A 20,390-nucleotide genomic window follows, 5' to 3' on the forward strand; every position below is an offset into this window, starting at 1 on the left:
TTGAAACTTAAACGTTCCACTGTAGTTACTCCCCAATTTCAACATAGTTATCCGTGGTGGGTAGTTTTTCGAGCATATAAACTATTTGGATAGTAAACTGTATTTACGATTAAACTTTAATTTCCACAGAATGAAAAAGAACTTATAAGTGGGTTTATCTGTACGTTAGCTTGAAATACACAAGAGAACAAGTAAAGAAAGCTGTTCTATAAATCTAATTTTTGTTATGTTAATATTCGATTGGTATTCATTAAAATATAAAAACAATTCTTGCCTATATCAAAGTATCTTGCAATGTCGTTACAATAACAAAATTTATGAAGCAGATTTTTAAAGTCTTGATCTTATTTCTGTGCAGTTGGGTGAATTTGAGCCACGCACAGCAGCTAAAGAAGCACCAGCAGCCGGGCCATTTAAATCCTATCCTGCCAGGCTACTTTGCTGACCCGACCATAAAGAAGATAGGTGATACGTATTATATCTATGCTACTACCGATGGCAATGGTTGGGGGGCAGGACCATCGCAGGTGTGGACATCTGAAGATTTTATAAATTGGACCATTCAACCGATGAATTGGCCGAATACCCATTGGTATTGGGCCCCGGACATGACCAAAGGATATGACGGCAGATATTATCTGTATTACAGCCAACCCGTGGAGATTTTCGGAGCGGTCTCCGATAGCCCGGTAGGACCGTGGGAACCTTTGGTGCCGAATGGAAAGTCTATTATTCCCAATTATATGATTCCAGGAGTTATCACCTTAGATGCACAGACATTTACCGATGACGATGGCAAGATGTATATGTACTGGGGGACCTGGGGTATCTATCCAGATCACGGATGTGCAGTAGGATTGCTCAATCACGATATGAAGAGCTTTGAGAAAATCGAATTAATACCCAATACCGTAGCTATAGATTTCTTTGAGGCGCCTTATGTATTCAAACGTAACGGAGTTTACTATTTTATGTACTCATCCGGTCATTGTGAGGATCATTCTTATCGGGTACAGTATGCCAAAAGCAAGGTAGGCCCTATGGGACCGTTCGAATATCCAGATCACAATCCTATTTTGGTCACTAATACCGACGGTACGATTCACGGACCTGGTCACCATAGTATTTTGGAAGTTGATGGACGTTATTTTATTGTCTATCATAGACACAATAATCCCCATTCAGGAGGAGGATTCCACCGTCAGGTCGCAATAGATGAGCTTTTTTTTAACGCTGATGGTGACATTAAAAATATTGTTCCGACACATGAGGGAATTAAAGATTTGTCAAAACCCACTTCTTATCCGGAAGATAGAGCTTTTGGCAAATCGATAGAAGTTTCTTCCTATTATAACGATGACTTCAAACCTTCTTTTGCAGTTGACGATAATAACGGAACGCTATGGAGAGCAAAAGAAAATCAGCAACCTGCTTGGATAAGTGTTGATTTGGGTAAATCAGAGGATGTGCAGACGGTGGAGATTCAGTTTGAATACCCCACATATGCCTATCAGTATACGCTCGAAACATCGGAAGATGGTGAGTATTGGACAACATTTGCTGATCAATCGGTAAACAATCGTTGGGCTAGTCCGGTACTGGAGCACGGTAAAGCAAAGGCACGCTATGTACGTTTGAAAATATGGAATACCCAACTGCCCGGGTTACCTCGTGGTGTCTGGAATATCAGTGTTTACAATGATCGATTAAAGAAAGAGACAATTTGGTCAGCACCACAGTCTATGCCGTCAACAAAGCAGGTTTTAGGTAATTTGATCCATTTGCAGGCTTCGGATTATCGGGAGGGACAGCGACTATCGACGATTCAAAATAAGGGTTTGCTCGGTGAGGAGCTGAAGAGCGAACAACAGGTGCTGGTTAAGCAGTACCAAGGTAAGCAAGCTTTTTTCTTTGATGGTTCTGTTTCATTTCGCTCCACCTTTGGTGTACCGCAATCCCTTGAAGGTAATAGTCCGTACACGGTAGCCATGTGGATAAACAACCCTTCGGTAGATCGACTTGAGCATGTACTGACTTGGTCCAAAGGAAGCCAAGATATGACCAGGGCGATATTTGGTGTTGGCAGTGATCCCCAAAGAGGGGCTGTTGTGCATGGTTCTTGGCCAGATTTGGGTTATAAAACCTTTCCTGTAGCAGATCAATGGCATTATGTAGTTATTGGTTTCGATGGGTATATGGAACGCATTTATGTCGACGGTATTATGCAAAGCGAACAAAATCGCATGTTGTATGTCCGTGGTGGTGATGCATTTGTTGTCGGTGCTTCAGATCTATTGGATAATAACTTTAGCGGTTATTTGGCAGACTTGAAGGTTTACAATGAAAATATGCCTGTAGAGGTAATAAAAGACCGATACGCGGCGGAGTCCGAGACGACTGGGTATTTTGCTATTCAAACTGATGACCTGGATCTGGGGCCGATTACTCTTTTAAAAAATCACGGATCGGTCAATGCGACGGCCATTTCTATCGATGGTGCTGTAGTAAGGATTATCGGTCAGCGAACCGCTTTGGAAATAAATAGACTTCAACACCCTTTATTACAAAGGGTGTTGGCTAAAGAGAACTATACGTTGGAGTTCGATCTTTTTGATGGAAAGAAATGGAACCATTATATGCTTATTCACCGTCAGGGTAAAGCTGTATGTTTTAAAAATGGTGAATTGGGTAATTTAAGAGATTTGAAAAAGCTATTTGCGATAGAAGATCAGTCGATCTTCTTTAAAACAGCTTTTCATTTTTTTAATGCCTATGAAGAGGGGTTTTCAGCGGGCCAGGCTACAGCACGTTATCGTATTTGGCAGGAAAAATCAATGAATAGTTTAACTGTTTATACACCTTCGCTGTTTATCGAACCGTATTATGTCAATGATAAAGATGTTTTTGTACAGGTTGAAGAAGATAAGAAGGGATTGTTGTATCTATTCTCCTGCGGCGGGATCAGCTCCGGCTGGGTGAAGCAGTCGTATTATCTTTTTGATAAAGCGGAGGATTATTCCGCAGTTCGGATTTATGCTAAAGACGAATTTGGCAATGTCAGTAAGGTATTGGAAGCCGCTGCGAATGTCGCAAAACCAACACTTTTGCCAAATATAGATGTAGGAGGAATATTTAGATTCCCCGAGGGAAAAATTCCGTTTTGGGATGGTTATCAGGTGAGTTCATACTCGGATAGTACCCAGACAGTCATTAATCTAGATCAACAAGTTTGGCGCATAGGATCGAAACATACGAAATGGGGCGATAATGACCTTGTGCCACCATTTGTTTACAAGGAACTGCAAGGTGATTTTACGGTAGAGGTTAAGGTCAGGGATGTAACAGGATTGTCCACTCAGGCCCGCTCATCCAGCGAAGCCGGCATTATGATTCAAGATGTAGATGACCCGTTATCCTATATAAACAATACAATTTTGACAGGTTGGAACTTGGGCAATTTAGCACGAAGCGTTGGTCCTCGTATCCATCGCGAAGGAAATACCGGTACAGGATTGATATTCGACTCGTTCATCCAAATACAACGGTCAGGGAAATATTTCTACCTGCGGTCTTCGAAAGACGGCAAGACATGGACAAACTTACCGAATACTCCTTTTGTACGAGAAGATCTGAACGGGCGTACACTAAAAGTAGGCCTTTACCAGATCGCGACAAACAATCAGGAAGGGTTTGGCGAATTTGAAGAGGTTAGGATTTATCTTAGATAGGGATACACCATTTAAAGTTAGCAGGAGTACAAAAATCGTAAATATGTAAATACTTTGATGAAAAGGCGGACCAAAACGGCATATTATGTGCTTGTTGGACGGATAATCTGAATGACGTCCAGTACATATGTCGGTTTAGTCTGAAAGGAACAACTGGTCATCCGGATGTGTTAGTTGTCAAAAGTTAATTTTTGACCGACTATTCTTCGTGTAAATAGTGTTTTGTTTCATAAATAAATGTGGGCCTGCTGAAGACATATTCAGTAGGCTTTCTTGTATCGATATGGATTAGCAGTAAACCTAATTTTTTAAAGTTTTTGTAAAGGATAAAGTAGGTTAAAAAATGGTTTTAATAGGCGAATATCGGATGATAAAATATGTCATTTTGACGTTACATTTGCTATATAACTAATTGATAACGTATCTGTTTGTGATGAGCATGATTACAGTTCTAGACTGAGTTTACGTCACATAGATCGATTTTTTTAAAACTTTTAAATTATTGATATAATGAAAACATAGTATGCTATAATACATTTTGGATATTAGTTTATTCATTGTTGTACGTCAGATGTGATTTTTATTCTGCTTATTGAAGTTCAAAAGAGCAACAATATAACTAGATGCAATTAACCTAAATTTTAACAAACATAATTAACGCATGAAAAAAATGTATCTACTTAAAATCTTGAACGTTTTTTTGATTTTTTTAGTATTCTGTCAACATGACTTGATTGCTCAGTCTGTTGTAATTACGGGAAAGGTCAGCAGTTCACAAGGAAATCCTTTATCAGGAGTGACCATAAAGGAGAAAGGAGGGACCGGTGTCACCTCGACAAAAGAAGGGGGACATTTTACGATTAGTATTTCGGGACTTGGGAAAAGTCTTGTTTTTACTTCTGTAGGGTATATAACCAAGGAGGTCGCAATTTCTAGCAGTAACGAGGTTAGCGTTATTCTAGATGAAAACTCTTCTGATATGGATGAAGTTGTTATTATCGGATATCAGAATATACAGCGACGGAAAACCACAGGTGCTATTTCTACAGTAAAAGGGAAAGACTTTGAAAATACGCCTTATGCTACTTTTGACGCAATGTTACAGGGACGTGTGGCAGGTCTAGCGGTGATGAGCACGTCTGGAGAACCAGGCACAAACAATATTGTGAATATCCGCGGTAGTAGTAACCTTGGGCTTGCTAATAATGTGATCTCTGCTCCATTGTATGTAATTGATAATATTATTTATGATGTGAATGATTTTGGTTCAGCATACGGAGCCAACCCTCTACAATCTATAAATCCGAACGATATTGAGTCTGTTGATATCTTAAAAGATGCATCTGCTTCTGCCATCTATGGAGCCCGTGCGGCTAATGGTGTTATTATTGTCAAGACAAAAAGACCGTCTACAGGTAAGCCAGAGGTTCGTGTGTCCGCCTATGCTGGGATCGCTGATATGCCAGCGATGAAACCCATACAGGTAGGAGCTGCTGAGCGTCGATTGAAAATGAATATGCTGTATGTTGGAGGACAAGATCAATGGTTTGCAAATAACCAGATAAGTATGATGTTGACTGATAGCCTCAATCCCGCCTTTAATAATAATACAGATTGGCAGGGACTGTTCTTGAGATCGGCACAGATCAACAACATTAATGCTAGTGTAGGCTCCTCGTCTGATCGCTTTACGTATCGTTTTTCTGCACAGCGATATTACGAAGAGGGTGTTATGATTGGGTATGAAAATGATAATATTACTCCCCGCTTGCTTTTACAAGTGAGACCTACGGATAATGTTGAAATAGAAACCAATCTATTCGCTGGTATTACGCGAGCCAAACACGGTTCCGGGGAGGGGGTGTATGGAAGTAAATATCCGTTTACGACCTGGGGATTTCCATCTTCATTTTGGCAAATTACCGATGTCGAAGAAGGAGTGTATACTGGACGGTACGACGATCTGATGGATAATGATCGTACAACAAGTATTAATGGTAATACGGCCGTGACCCTTAAAAAGGTATTTGTACCAGAGCTATCTTTTCGTACACAATTCTCTTACAACATTAATAATAACACACGTGATCTTTTTCAACCAGCCTTGATCACAAGTAATCGTAGGAATTGGGCAAGGAGTTGGGTTTATCAAAATCAGCGATGGGAGTTGGAAAGCTTCTTTAATTATAATAAGACGTTAAAAGAAATTCATAATATTTCGGGAGTTCTAGGGTATGGTATGGAACAAAATAATACCAACAATCGTTATCTATCTGGTTATAGTGACAACAGTTCCGTCGTAAAGTCCATTTCGGGAATCTCCTCCGGATCTGATCTTTACGGATGGAGTGATTTACAAGAAAGGGCACGGGTATCGGTCTTCGGTCGTCTGAGTTATGATTATAAAGGTAAGTATCTTGTGTCAGGAAGCTATCGTCAGGATGCATCGTCGCGCTACAGCAGAGACAACAGATGGGGGATTTTTCCGGCTATATCGGCTGGTTGGATTCTAACAGAAGAACGTTTTTTTGAGCCTTTGAAAAGTGTAGTGTCATTTCTGAAGTTCCGTTCTAGTTATGGTTTGACCGGTCTAGATCCTGGAAGTTATTATGCGCAGTATATGACTTTAGGTTTTAATGGAAATTATGAGGGAGCCAGACTGGACAATGGAGATAATGTGGCTATTAATACCTATAATGGAGTGGGTGTTACCTATCCAAACTATGGGGGGGCGGCATCCGCGTCCAGCATAAAATGGGAACGTACACCACAGTTTAATATTGGTTTTGATGCTAATTTTATAAAAGATCGTATTAATGTAACTGCAGATTATTATATCAGAAATTCCCAAGCGATGGTTTTTGAGTCACAAGCACCATTGACCACTGGTTTCTCCGCACTGACTAATAACTTTGTCGATATACGGAATTCAGGAGTAGAATTAACAATTAATACATTTAATCTGCGACCAGAATCCGCGTTTCAATGGAATACCAATTTCAATATCGCTTTCAATAAGAACATGGTTACCAAACTTCCTAATGGGGGGCGTGAGTTTCGAACAGGTCCCCCATGGATGGAACGGACGTTGAATGTAGGTCAACCTCTATTTCCGTTCCAAGTATGGAAAGTAGATGGTGTCTTTGCTACAGATGCAGACGTACCCATTGATCCTTTGACAGGAAACCGCTTGCGAAATGGATTGACGGGACAATATTATAAAGCAGGAGATCCCGCACCCCAAGATATAAACGACGATTATATTATCGATTATCAGGATAAAGTTTCTATGGGTGATCCAAATCCGAAAGTCACGGGTGGTTTTACAAATTTCTTTTCATATAAGGGATTTACCCTGCAGGTGCTTATTACATTTATTCAGGGTCGTAGTCTTTGGAACGGATATCTTTCCGATAGACTACAAGATGCAGGATCGGCCTCATTATTTAGTACATGGGGAAGTAACTCTGCTATCGCGGGTGACTTCAACGTTTCCGACTTCTGGTTACGTCCAGGCGATCAGGCTCGTTATCCCAATCTATTTTCCAATACGGTTGAGAACTGGCATATTGCACAGGATTATTTCGTAGAAAATGCCAGTTTCGTCCGACTGAAAAATATTCAGTTTGGATATTCTTTGCCGCAAAGTTTGGCTAGTAAGTTGAAACTTAGATCGCTGAGGGTGTTTGGGATGGTAGATAATCTCTATATCAAATCGTGGTCAGATACACCAGATCCCGAGGCCGTGGAACCTAATGGTTACTCGACAGGTAATGGTTATCCTATACCAAAGAAATTTACTGTAGGTATTGATTTACTCTTTTAAATAATAAAGTCATGATTAGAAATATATATATAATACTTGCTTCCATAGTTGTTTTGGGAATAAGTTCTTGTAATGATTTTTTAGATCTCAAGCCGATGAGTTATCCTACGGATGAGAATTTTTGGCAAACAGAGGATGACGCCAATTCAGGAGTGGCGGCAGTTTATGCATTGATCCGGCAGACTCTTAACTATTCAGGAGGAATGACATATTACGCATATGGTGATTTTCCTTCGGATGAGTTTACCACTTCGGGAGGTGCACCGTGGATGTTTAATCATGTTATTGATATGAATTGGTCCGAACCCGTTGCTAGTTCAGATACGGGCAACCCTTTATTGCGCCTAAGAAGATATGATGTTTTTTATAGGGCGATTGATCAGGCCAATAGAGTACTGAAGTACGTTCCTGAAATGCCAGTTTCTGCTTTTTCGAGCGAACAAGTACGTAATCGTCTTATCGGCGAGGCTTATTTTTGCAGAGCTTTCCTGTATTTCTATATGTCCAGAATATGGGGAGGAGTTCCGTTGGTAACAGAAACTGTCCCCGTGGACGAAGCGCAAGATATTGCAGCTACTGAATCAGAGGAAATATTGGATCAATGCCTACGGGATGTTACATCCGCGAAGCCCTTGTTGTCTTGGGAACGAGGTTCATCATCAAGTCGGGCTATAAGGGCAAATAAGACAGCTTTGTTTGCTCTTGAGGCTCATATTCATGCATGGAATCAGGATTATGCTTTATGTGCAGAAGCTGCCGATTCTGTGTTGACACATGGCGGTTTGGAGTACGTTGGGAGAGGAACAGCCTATAAGTCAATCTTTGTTGGGCAGTCTAATGAAGGGATTTTTGAAATATCTCAAAATGCAACCAACGAAGGGACAATAAGTGGTATAGGTATGAATACGCTTGTTGAACCTTATTTAAGAGGCAGAACAGGAAATCCCGGATTGATCATCTCACCAACCCATATCGAAAGTTTATATCAAGAAGATGACCTTCGCCTGAGGAATGCTTTCGATCTAGAAGCCAGCGAGACCTCTGTCGTTTGTACTAAATATTCTAATGTTACTTATACCGACGAAACAGCGAATGCCTTGGCGATTTTTAAGAACAACATTGTGATATTTCGCTATTCTGATATTAAATTATTGCATGCTGAAGCCTTGGCTGCAACGGAACGAGAGGCATCCGCGATTAGTATATTGAATGAGGTTCGTGATCAGGCTGGTATAGGAGTTTGGGACCAAGATGGTGACCTGTTTGAAGAAATTATTGCAGAACGTGGACGCGAATTATTTCTCGAAGGGCATCGGTTTTATGATATGATTCGATTAGGTCGATTTAAAGGGAAGTTACTTTTTGGCAGTAAAATGACTTCTGCTCAGTTTAATTCCGGGAAATACTATTGGCCATTTGATCCCAGCTTGTTAAGTGTGAATAGACGCTTGATACAAACCCCATTTTGGAGTACAGTGAATATGTAATTACGAAATTAAAAGAAAAAGAAAATGAACAAATTATTCACCTTTATAACATTATCGATCCTAAGCGGCGTATTCTTGGGTTTGACGAGCTGTAGCAAAGCGGATTATCTTGTCGATGGAGGATTGCACAATGCGAAAGTGGACATGAGTACTTATGATTATCTAGCAGGACACCCTCAGGGTTTGTTTGATACATTGATCCATATTATTGATCATTTTGGTTTAAAAGAAGAAATTAATCAATCGGAAACTTTTTTCGCACCAACTAACTACTCTATACGAAGGTATTACCAATCGAAATGGAATGAATTGAGAGCTGTTGACGAAAATGCAACCTTCTCTCTGGAACAAATGTTGGAAACAATTCATGTCGATTCCTTAAAGGCTTATATCTATCCTACACAACGTTACGATTTATCCGTAGCAAGTACGACGTATTCCAGTATTACAAATGCAGGAAATTTGCCTGGTTTTGCCTGCCATAAGCAGTTACAGCCTGCGGGACAATGGTCATTTCAACCTATATATTATTTGTTTTATGTGAAAATCAGAGGAGAAGTGGACCAAGTAGGCGATGATGGAACCGTCATCACACCCGAAGACGACTTTGCGGATCTACGAGTACGCTGTCAAACACAGGGAATCGAAACCTCGACAGGTACTATCATCAACGTATTGGCTAATAATCATCTTTTTATATCGGATTTTAATGAACCTAAGGAGTACGTCGAACCAGATTGGGGTACTGTCCTGGAATACGATATCGCGTTCCCATACGATGCTGGAGGTTATACAGGTGGATCTGTGGAAATTGACCGAGATGCACTAGCTGCTGCATTTGGGTTAACGGTTAATCAAGTCAGCACCTTGTTTGGAAGTCAGGTTCTTTTCTATGGAACCAATAGTGACGGTACACTGGATCCGAATAGTACTGCGACCGCTCCGGGACATTGGTTTAACGTTGAAGGAAATGTAACCACATGGGGTGCTACTGCAGTATTGTTTTCAGAGTATAATGCATCTGCATTTTCATTTAATATTGGACAGTATCCAGGGCAAGCGGTGAAAGGGGAAGAATATGTCATTCGTCAATCTCTAGTATATAAGGACGATAATGACGATGAGACTCAAGTAACTTTCAGGTTTAACGTCACTATCGAATAGGACTGTTGATTTTATTCAGATTTTTAAATTATATCATAATATTGTTAATCATGAAAAGAAACTATATAAATAAGTTGGGTATGGTATTGATAACGTTAATACTAGGTGCATGTGCCAAAGTTGAAAATGGCTATATCAGTGACTATATTACGTACAATCTACGAACATTAGAAGCTGTTCAGGGCCAGGTTAATTATACCGGAGCGCTAGTCCTAGATGGTAGTACTGGACCTGTTAAAGTGAAACTGCTTTCTATCAGAGATAAGCAGACCGGCAGAGAGGCGACAGAATTCTTAGAGGAATACGATGTGCCTACCTATCTTGCTGAGATTACCAGTGAGGATAACACATTGGAACGTCTTAATCAAAAGATCGCGATAGACCAGGTACCTGCTATTATGGTGAATGAGATAGGGGGACGGGTTGGGCTTACAAGAGCTACAACAAATATCGAAACGGGAATTTATACAATAGATGTCGAGGTAACTAATAACCGTGGAACAAAAATAATCAATAATGCTTTGGATATAAAGCTGGTTCCAGCAACAACGCATACAATTGATTATCAAGCTATGACAACTTCAGATTTTGGGCTTGAAGATAACTTTATTGATGCTGCACAGCATTTTGAAATTGAGGTAACCCGTGAAGCGACCGATGATAACAAAATAGTTTTTCGTTGGGTCGATAAAAATGGTGATACATTTAACCCTAGTGCTGGCGAAATTATTAAACGTGGTGATCGACCTACGTTTGCTCATTGGTCTCCCTATTTTGAAGAAGAGATTACCGATGATGCCATATCCTATGAGTTTCCGCTTACTGGGCTCGATTATCCTGTTTTGAGGCAGGTCAATGTAGCTGGATCGACTTGGGCAGATGGAATTACCTACTACAGGGTTGTTGGATCGGCAACAGATATTGGTCGAAATGTCAACCCAGTAAGTACACTGAGATATCATCTTGGTGGCACTTATCATGTAACATATCATCTTAAAAATGTTGTAAGGAAGTCTTAATATTAATAGAAGCGGATATGGTATTACTAAAATATTTTAGAGGGGCGTCTTGCTTTTATATGGCTGCTGTCTTGTTTTTATTTTCTACTTCGTGTGAAAAGAAAGCGAATGCTCCTGAAGAGGAAGAAATATTGTTGGAAGAAGTCTTAGATACTTTAGCAATTTATAAACCTAAAGAATTCGAAGCGATGAACTTTGAAAATCCTCAAAGTACATGGTCAAATAAAAGAAGTCGACATTCGGAACATTTTGTGGTATACTGGGGGAAAGATTATGGAACAGCTGATCCAAATGCTTCTTCAGTACCAGAAGCCTATCGTGTAGATATAGATGATTTGCTGACAAAGGCGGAAGAATTTTACAAATTGAATGTTGAGACTCTAAGATTTGCCGAGCGAGGTGTTGATAAGTCAAATCTTGATAAGTACAAGATGATGATTTTTCTACACTATACAACAGATTGGATGGCTTACGGTGGTGGGTATGATGATGTTATTGGTGCATTGTGGATTAGTCCGAGTACATGCAAACCAGTCGGATCTACGATCGCTCATGAAATAGGGCATAGCTTTCAATATCAGGTACGCTGTGATCTTGGCGCTAATCACGGGTTTAGGTACGGCTTTGGAGGAAATGGGGGCAATGCCTTCTGGGAACAAACAGCACAGTGGCAAGCAATGCAAAGCTATCCTGCGGAAATATTCGAAACACATCATTTTCCTGTTTATACAGAAAATTATCATCGTCATCAATTTCATGAGTTGTATCGATATGCGAATTATTTTGTGCATTATTATTGGGCAGACAAGTATGGTTTGGATATGATAGGCCGCTTATGGAGAGAGGCAACTTCACCAGAGGATCCGCTGCAAGCCTATATGCGATTGACCGCTATTAATAACCGACAACTAAACGATGAGATATACGATATGGCTGCTAAATATGCGACCTGGGATTTAGACGCACTACGTAGCCGAGGAAAAGAATACATTGGACGACATACCTATAAATTTGATGTACAGGCTGATGGAGGCCTTCGTGTTAGTTACGATCATTGTCCGGGTACTACGGGATATAATGTCGTCGCATTAGATGTGCCTGCTGCAGGTGAAGCCATTTCGATTGATTTTAAAGGATTGATTAACGCAAATGGTTTTAATACTATTTCCGATCCATCTAGAGCCGGTTGGCGTTATGGTCTTGTAGCGTTGTTAAATTCAGGGGAGCGTGTTTATAGCCCGATGTACGACAACAGAGAGGGTACCATATCTTTTGCTATTCCTGACCAATGCCAAAAATTGTTTTTCATTGTAAGCGGGGCGCCTACGTCCTATGCACTCCATGCATGGGACGAAAATGAAGATAATGATGAACAGTGGCCCTACGAGATCAAGGTTCACGGAACAAATGTTACAGGCTACGTTACTTTTGAGAATGATGATAAACCTCAGGACGTCACGTTTAATTTTGATGTGGATATTCCGTTTGATGCTACTGCTTATGGTGGAAAGAACATTTCTATAGATCAGACCGCATTGGCCAAAGCTTTTGTTTTACAACCGTCAGCTATTAGTAGCGCTATTGGCAGTACGATTAAGTTTTATGGCGTGGAAAGTAGTGGATCTTTAAATGCAAATACTACGGCAAATGGTTTAGGTCATTGGTTTGGTGCAAATGGCAATGTAATTGGCTGGGGATCTGATGCTCGAGTTTATTCGGAATTTAACCCTGCATCAATGATGTTTTTAGTAGGACAGTATCCTAACCAAACCACAGTAGGGGATACGTTTAAGGTGAGCCAAGCTCTTGTGTATGAATACGAGTCGGGTAAGAGGGTACAGGCCACATTTGTCTTTAATATAACGATAGAATAATCTTATTTAGTTAGATTTCTTTTAAATCCTGTCAAATCAAAAGATTGACAGGATTTTGCTTTATGTGCGGTAGCCTTACATATACATGATTGTATTTAAATTACTTCAACATAATCCTCCGCTAACGGTAGCTTTTCGAGCATATGATGCCATTCCTCAGGTATATTTACTAATTTTCGATGTTCCAGATCTAACCAAGCACCATCTACATTCACCACTGCCGCTTTCACGCCATCTTCCTTATACACTTCATGGCGGAAGGAGAAGCGTGCATTTTTTTTGTTAAACTTTGTCATCTCAATTTTTACAGAAATACGTTCGTCTAACTTTACTTCACGCAAATAAATCAATTCTTCCCGAAATAAAATGGGGCCTATTTTGCGTTTTGCAAATTCATTTAATGATAACCCCATTTTATTCAGCATATTGCTTCTGGCCTGCGCACAAAAATCGGCATAAGCAGAGTGACGCAGATGTCGGTTCGCATCTATCTGAGCCCAGATCACCTGACCCTCATAATATGTGTTATTTTTCATTCTTAAATCGCTTGTTGTTCAAATCTAACCAATAAAACTTTCATGAACAATATTTCCTAGTAATTGGAAACAAGACAAGATGATTCGATGATCGCTATACTACAGTTCATAAATGCCCGGAAATTTCTTTGTTTATACTGCTTGTACGTCATATTTGTCGTCTTCCTTGGGCGCTTTGGATATTTAAAGGGGTAAAATTCCGCCAAAAAGTTTTTGGGGGTACCCTTGATTTTGGCGGGATTTTACCCCCTCGGCGTCAGCGTCATGTAGTATGTTTGTATCGTTGCAACAAGAGTAAAGTAAATGTTTTAAATTTAATTTTTTCAATTATGGCAATTAACTACAATGTCGTCGAAATCGGTAAACCGGGAGATCTTACCGCTCCCAAAAAGTTTTATGCACGTCCGGTAACCGCGGGAGAAATCCTACTGGAAGATCTAGCTGCTGATATTTCACATGCTTCGTCCGTCACCGAAGCCGATGTATATGCTGTGCTACAGAGCCTGGTACGGGAGATCCCGCGCAACATCTCACGAGGATATATCGTCCGCTTGGGCAATCTTGGCTCCTTTCGCCTGGGGTCGAATAGCACGGGCAACGATACAAGGGAAGAGGTCAATGCGGCCAATATCGTCCGTACACGTCTGCTTTTCCACGCCGGCAAGCAGCTAAAAACTACTTTATCGAATTTAACTTTTAAGAAAGTAGAGTAGTTCCGGATTTAGAATTACTGTTAGAAGCCTGCACCTTATTGGGTGCAGGTTTTTTTTGGACCAAAAAAAGGTCAAAAACAACGGTGTTCGAAGAAAGAAACAGTTCGAATACTTTCCCAAGACTGTGGGAGAGTTTATAAAGTCTTCAAACGTTTTAAAAAAAGAATTCGATGAGTTTTAAAAACTCTTTTTGGTACTTAGTGCAGTTAGAGTAATTAACCATTGGTTAATCTGTTTAATCAAAAAATATATGTTTACGCCTTTTTCGTCCCTCTTGCAGGACCTTAAAAGTTGATTCTATACAGGAATAAGTGATTCCAAAAGGGGGATTTTACTTTTAAATGGATGAAACCAGTTGCATCAGAAGTGCAGTTATCCAACCGGCATACGTCCCTATGGCGTAGCTAAATACGGATAATATAACCCCTACAGAAATAAGTGAGGGATGAAAAGCAGCCGAAGTTACAGTCGCCGAGGCAACTCCTCCAACATTTGCCATACTTCCAACGGCATAATAAAAGAAAGGAATCTTAAATAACTTACCGACTATTAAAAGTAATAGTGCATGAAACGACATCCAGATAATTCCAACTATGAATAGTCCTGGGTTATCTAATATAGCAAGGATATCCATTTGCATTCCGATAGTCACGATAAGCATATATAATAACACGGTACCTATTTTTGATGCTCCTGCATTTTCCAGTTTTTTGGCAGGCGTAAAAGAGAGAGAGATGCCGATTATAGTTGCAAAGAGAACGAGCCAAAAAAAGCTATTGGTTAGCGAAAATTTCTCCAAATTAGGATAGTATTGCGTTATGTAGTCGGCAATGGGTTCTGCTAAAAATGTGGCTAGCCCGGTGCCACCAAAGGCCAAAGCAAGCATGATCATAAAATCCTTGGTTTCAGGCGTACGGTTATTCGCTTTTGCTTTTTCATCCATTTTGATCAACAACGCATCGACATCTTTTGAATCGGCCTTGAAAAATTTGTCAAATTGTTTGGATTTACTTGCGCCATATAGTAAAAATGCCATCCAGATGTACGCTACAAATACGTCAACTGCAATAATGGAGGAAAATAGTTTTGGAGAGGGCTGGAGAATTTCCCGTAACGCAACTTGATTAGCACTTCCGCCGATCCACGACCCTGCTAAAGAACCTAATCCACGCCACACCTCATCGGGTCCAGCTCCTCCTACCACTTCAGGCGCGACAAGTGTTGTGAGCCATACAGCCAGCGGACCACCGAGTACAATACCGACTGTTCCTGTTATGAACATTAGTCCTGCACGCTTACGTAATGCCCACATTTCCTTTAAGTCCAAATTGATGATAAATAATATTAGGCAACTCGGTAAAAAGTAGCGGCTTCCAATACTTGTCAGTGCGGAATTCTCACCATCAAAAACATGAAAGGAATTCAAAATTCCCGGAAGAAAATAGCATAACAATAGAGGAGGGATAATATTGTAAAAGCCTTTGATATATTTGTTGGATAAACTTGATGTATAAAATACCAAACCCAAGATAGACATTAATATGCCCACTATAACTGCTGTATTGGTAATCAAGGAGCCGGCTGTAGAAATATCGTTTTGCATAATTTCTTTTTAAAATCCTGTGAATTTATATAATTATATTCATTATATCCACCCTTTTGTGCTAGATTATGCAATTTTGCTTGTTAAATACGGAACAAAATTGCAATTTTAGAATAACGAAATAGTTATGATGGATAAAGTAAGAGTTCTAGTAGTAGGTTGTGGCAATATGGGCGCGTCACATGCAAAGGTATATCACGATCGGGAAGAATTTGAGATCGTTGGCTTCGTATCGCGAGGGAATAGTAAGATCGTACTTAATGAAAAATTAAATGCTAACTATCCGCTATTTGATGATTTTGACAGCGCGTTACTTTTTACCAAGCCTGATGCGGTTTGTATATCGACCTATCCTGATACGCATGAGCAGTACGCGATTCAATCTTTGGAAGCTGGAGCGCATGTTTTTATCGAAAAACCATTAGCCCATACTGTATTAGGCGCTCAGCGCGTAATTGAAGTTGCTAATCGTGTAAATAAAAAATTAGTGATCGGTTATATCCTTCGGCATCATCCCTCTTGGACTCGTTTTATAGCCGAAGGAAGAAAATTGGGCACACCGTTGGTATTCCGTATGAATCTCAATCAGCAAAGTCATGGCTATATGTGGGATGTGCATCGTAATTTGATGAAAAGCCTTAGTCCTATAGTTGATTGTGGTGTGCATTACATCGATGTAATGTGTCAGATGACGGATGCCAAACCGATACAAGTTTCGGCGATTGGCGCGCGGCTGACGAATGATATACCAAGGGACAATTACAATTATGGACAATTACAGATTCGTTTTGATGATGGAAGCGTAGGTTGGTATGAGGCCGGATGGGGTCCGATGATCAGTGAAACAGCTTTTTTTATCAAAGATGTCTTCGGGCCGAAAGGCTCTGTGTCTATCGTCGCCAACAATGCCAGCAAGCAGGGTAATTCGGATTCCATAGCCGCTCATACACAGACAGAATCAATACGCATACACCATGCTGATATAAATGAGAATAATGCATTCTTAAAATCAGATGAGTGGATAAATTTATTGGATGAGCCCGATCATCAGGAATTATGTAACCGAGAACAGCTTTTCTTTTTGAAAGTAATTCAGGAAGATCTAGATCTTTCCAAATCCATGGAGGATGCATTGAATAGCTTGAAAATAGCTTTTGCATGTGATGAGTCGGTGAGATCCGGCGAGATGATCAAGCTCTAACGATTATTTTAGAATCTTAATTTCTGTGCGTCTATTTAACTGTTTCCCCTCATGGGTTTCATTGGTGGCGACTGGTCTTTCATCTCCAAAACCTTGCGTTGTGACTCTGTCTTTAGCAATACCGTTTGCAAAAAGATAGTTCGCTACTGCCGCAGCCCGATTTTCGGACAATAGTTGATTAAGGTTTTTCTTGCCGGTGTTATCGGTATGGCCGCTAACCGATATCTCGATGTCTTGATTTAATTTTAGGAAAGCCAGCAGTAGCGTTAGATCGCTTGTTGACGTAGATAGCAATTCGTACTTGTTTATGTCAAAGTAAATATTATTTAACGTAATTGTACCACCGATTTTTATAGGTTGGAGCAGAACATTTGATTCAAATTTTTCGTTGGTAAATTTCGGATCATTTAAGGCATATTGTTTAGAATCAAATAGATAGCCTTGATGCTGGACGTGGACAGCATAATTAGCACCTATCGGTAAGGTGGCAATGAATTTTCCGTCGGCGTAATCAGCAACATCCGCATAGACCACCTGTTGATTGTCGGTATTCGTCACACTGATCTGTGCGGCTAAGGGTTGCTTATTTTCTGCATCTAGAACTTGTCCTTGGATATAAGCCACGGGATCTGGCATGATCAGTTCTGACAAATGAAAAGTATATATATCCAGTTGATTGCTGGAGTCTTGAGCAGCTAAATAGCCTAATTTACCATTCATACTGACATGAATGGCTGTTTGATTATAATGGTTGTTTATCGGTCTGCCCAGATTTTCTGGTCGCGACCAGTTTCCTAGTGAGTCTGCCTGACTCAAAAATAAATCTAACCTTCCAAAACCCGGCCATCCATTTGAAGCAAAATATAAGGTTTTATTATCCGCGTGGATATAAGGTGCGCTCTCGTCAAAATATGTGTTGATATCCTTACCTAAATTTTCCGGAGTTCCCCATTTTCCAGATTCATTTAATGTGCTTTTCCAAATGTCGTACCCTCCAACTCCGCCAGTGCGATTACTTACAAAATATAATGTTTTGCCGTCAGCGGAGATTGCAGGTTGTGACTCCCAACCTTTTGTATTAACCGGAGCGCCTAAATTATGAGGTGTACCCCATTCGTCATTTTCTTTTTTAGAAACATAGATGTCACAGCTTCCCATTCCATTGGGTCTGTTACAGCCTGTAAAAAACAAGTACTTTCCATCTGGTGAGATGCAATGGGCTCCCTCATTAAACATATCAGAATTAATTTTTCCAACCAATTTTTTAGCTTCTGTCCAATTGTTTGAGCGGAGCTCGCTTTCGAAGAAATTCTCTTGATTATTTACTTTTCGTGTAAACACAATTGTTTGGTTGTCTGCCGTCAATTTAGGGAAATACTCATCATCAGAAGTGTTTATTTCGATAGGAAGTCGTTGTAAATAGATGATGTTTCGAGTGGTATGATCGATCGCAAAAAGACAGTCGGCGATGTATTTGTCTATTTGCATCCTGCTTTTTTCGGGCAGATTGTTTTTTGCGTAATCTTCTAAATAAGTAAGCGCTTCTTGATATCTTCCCTCATTCAGTAACGACTCTCCTAATCCATATAAGGTTAACGGAGTCAGGCTAGGATCGAGACGCAATACATTCTGATAATTGTGTATAGCTTGTTTGAAGTTTTCTGTTTTTCGATGTATATCTCCAAGTTGTTGGTAGGCGGTTGCAAAACTGGGATCTAGCTCCACGGCTTTTTTCAATTGGGAAATAGCCATATCTGTCTGTTGCAAGCGAAGATTTTTATTTGCATTTTCATAAGCTTGTTGTGCTTTTTTATTCGCCGAGGGAAGTTGAGCGTATATCGGATTGGCTTCGATGCCAAAGAAAAAATAAAAACTTACGACTGCAAATAAAAATTTCATATACCAACGGCCTTATGGTATAAACTTAGATAAAATGCGTTGTATTCACAAACCCTGCTTGCGAGCTTATTCATGGTATTGAATACTAGATGCTTTTGGTTTTTAATTTGGTAGGATATTAAAGGAAGGTTTTTCTTAAACAGTTTTTTTGCCCCTCACATTACCTATCCGTCGTTGCCACGACAAGGCTTCTTCTTTCTCCTTGACGAGAAAGAAGCAAAGAGTCAAGACTTGGTCAATGTTACGCTAAAAGCTTTTGGATTTACTAAACAGCTCCAAGTCGTTTCACTTGGGGGATCTGTTCTTAACGCAAATCCAAAAGCTTTCTTAACGCTACATCGACCCTAGGTCGTCCTTTTCGGTTCAGCGGAAGTATAAAATAATATTTAAGGATAAAGCACCATCCTTTCATACCCGACAAATGTCGCCTTGGCGGGTCGACAATAGCAGGAATGGTGCACCGTCGTGTCGAGCCGGCACAGCGACGAGTTTTGGACACTTTTGCGGTCAAAAGTGTTGACCTGTCGCGGTCCAAGCGACGAAGAAATTTGATTAAAATAAACCTTCGGTTTTAATATCCTCTAAACTTTTACAGTCAACCTTAACCTCCTGCTAAGGAATATTCAGGTATTTATGTGTTTGTAACGAAATTTCCCATTTCGGGTTATTCTTTACGTAATCAATAATCAAGGGAGTCATTTCTGAAGCTTTGGACCACTCCGGTTGGAGGTATAATCTGCATTGGTCTCCCACAAATTTAGCATGCTCTTCAGCCCACTCAAAATCGCTTTTGTTAAAAATAATAATTTTTAGTTCGCCAGCTGCATTTAGCACATCCGGACGTGGGCCCTTAAATTTTTTTGGCGAAAGACAGATCCAATCCCAGAAACCACTTAAAGGATAGGCTCCAGAAGTCTCTATAAATGTTTTTATTCCAGCTTCTTTAAGCTTTCTTGTCAGGTAATCCAAGTTATAAATTAAAGGTTCACCACCTGTTATGACGACCGTTTTGGATGGGTATTGCGTTGCATTTTTAACTATTTGATCTGCGGAGGTGAGTGGATGTAATTCCGCATTCCAGCTTTCTTTGACGTCACACCAATGACAGCCTACGTCACAGCCTCCTAAACGGATAAAATAAGCAGCTTTCCCGGTATGATATCCTTCACCTTGTATAGTATAAAACTCTTCCATTAAAGGAAGCTGAGTGCCATCCTCTGGTACTTGATGTGACATTGCAGATAGTAATTAGGTTGCAAACTTAGATAAAATGCTTTGCATTCACAAACCGAACACCATAGGCTCATAGATTCTATCCAGTAATACTATTTAGAGACAAA

The 20,390-nt window shown here is 40.1% G+C and carries 12 protein-coding genes; 8 read left to right on the plus strand and 4 right to left on the minus strand.

All coding sequences use genetic code 11. The annotated features are described in order from the left end of the window. Positions 1-317: 317 nt before the first annotated feature. The 6 genes from FAZ19_RS18240 (at position 318) to FAZ19_RS18265 (ending at position 13,098) form a co-directional block, all read left to right on the plus strand. Positions 318-3,728 carry a family 43 glycosylhydrolase gene (locus FAZ19_RS18240; protein ID WP_136822191.1) on the plus strand — a complete coding sequence of 1,137 codons (3,411 nt, stop codon included), beginning with the start codon at positions 318-320 and terminating at the stop codon, positions 3,726-3,728. 661 nt (positions 3,729-4,389) lie between these two features. After that, positions 4,390-7,554, plus strand: a complete 3,165-nt coding sequence (locus tag FAZ19_RS18245) for a SusC/RagA family TonB-linked outer membrane protein (RefSeq protein WP_136822192.1) — start codon at positions 4,390-4,392, stop codon at positions 7,552-7,554. An 11-nt stretch (positions 7,555-7,565) separates the two neighbouring features. Further along, complete coding sequence (locus tag FAZ19_RS18250; protein WP_136822193.1) at positions 7,566-9,041, plus strand: RagB/SusD family nutrient uptake outer membrane protein; 1,476 nt, start codon at positions 7,566-7,568, stop codon at positions 9,039-9,041. Between the two features lie 24 nt (positions 9,042-9,065). Further along, entirely contained in the window at positions 9,066-10,205 is a 1,140-nt protein-coding gene (locus FAZ19_RS18255; protein WP_136822194.1) for a DUF4859 domain-containing protein, read from the plus strand. Between the two features lie 50 nt (positions 10,206-10,255). Next, complete coding sequence (locus FAZ19_RS18260) at positions 10,256-11,224, plus strand: DUF5007 domain-containing protein (protein ID WP_136822195.1); 969 nt, start codon at positions 10,256-10,258, stop codon at positions 11,222-11,224. 17 nt (positions 11,225-11,241) lie between these two features. After that, positions 11,242-13,098, plus strand: a complete 1,857-nt coding sequence (locus FAZ19_RS18265; protein ID WP_136822196.1) for a DUF4859 domain-containing protein — start codon at positions 11,242-11,244, stop codon at positions 13,096-13,098. A gap of 95 nt (positions 13,099-13,193) precedes the next feature. Here FAZ19_RS18265 and FAZ19_RS18270 read toward each other — a convergent pair whose 3' ends face one another. Continuing rightward, positions 13,194-13,634: an acyl-CoA thioesterase gene (locus tag FAZ19_RS18270; protein WP_136822197.1), complete on the minus strand. Its 441-nt coding sequence runs from the start codon at positions 13,632-13,634 to the stop codon at positions 13,194-13,196. A 329-nt stretch (positions 13,635-13,963) separates the two neighbouring features. On the opposite strand from FAZ19_RS18270, the gene FAZ19_RS18275 reads away from it, so the two are divergent. Further along, positions 13,964-14,347 carry an HU family DNA-binding protein gene (locus FAZ19_RS18275; RefSeq protein ID WP_136822198.1) on the plus strand — a complete coding sequence of 128 codons (384 nt, stop codon included), beginning with the start codon at positions 13,964-13,966 and terminating at the stop codon, positions 14,345-14,347. Between the two features lie 337 nt (positions 14,348-14,684). Here the strand turns inward: FAZ19_RS18275 and FAZ19_RS18280 are convergent, their stop codons facing one another. Further along, the gene (locus tag FAZ19_RS18280; RefSeq protein WP_136822199.1) at positions 14,685-15,950 is read right to left on the minus strand and encodes a DUF819 family protein; all 1,266 of its coding nucleotides are present in this window, start codon (positions 15,948-15,950) and stop codon (positions 14,685-14,687) included. A 127-nt stretch (positions 15,951-16,077) separates the two neighbouring features. Between FAZ19_RS18280 and FAZ19_RS18285 the strand changes: the two genes are divergently transcribed. Then, the gene (locus FAZ19_RS18285) at positions 16,078-17,151 is read left to right on the plus strand and encodes a Gfo/Idh/MocA family protein (RefSeq protein WP_229707637.1); all 1,074 of its coding nucleotides are present in this window, start codon (positions 16,078-16,080) and stop codon (positions 17,149-17,151) included. Between the two features lie 3 nt (positions 17,152-17,154). Here the strand turns inward: FAZ19_RS18285 and FAZ19_RS18290 are convergent, their stop codons facing one another. Beyond that, a complete protein-coding gene (locus tag FAZ19_RS18290) occupies positions 17,155-19,050 on the minus strand; it encodes an OmpA family protein (RefSeq protein ID WP_136822200.1) in 1,896 nt (631 codons plus the stop codon). A 612-nt stretch (positions 19,051-19,662) separates the two neighbouring features. Continuing rightward, positions 19,663-20,286 carry a 7-carboxy-7-deazaguanine synthase QueE gene (locus FAZ19_RS18295; RefSeq protein WP_136822201.1) on the minus strand — a complete coding sequence of 208 codons (624 nt, stop codon included), beginning with the start codon at positions 20,284-20,286 and terminating at the stop codon, positions 19,663-19,665. Positions 20,287-20,390: the final 104 nt, after the last annotated feature.

Source organism: Sphingobacterium alkalisoli (genome assembly GCF_005049105.1).
Classification (GTDB): domain Bacteria; phylum Bacteroidota; class Bacteroidia; order Sphingobacteriales; family Sphingobacteriaceae; genus Sphingobacterium; species Sphingobacterium alkalisoli.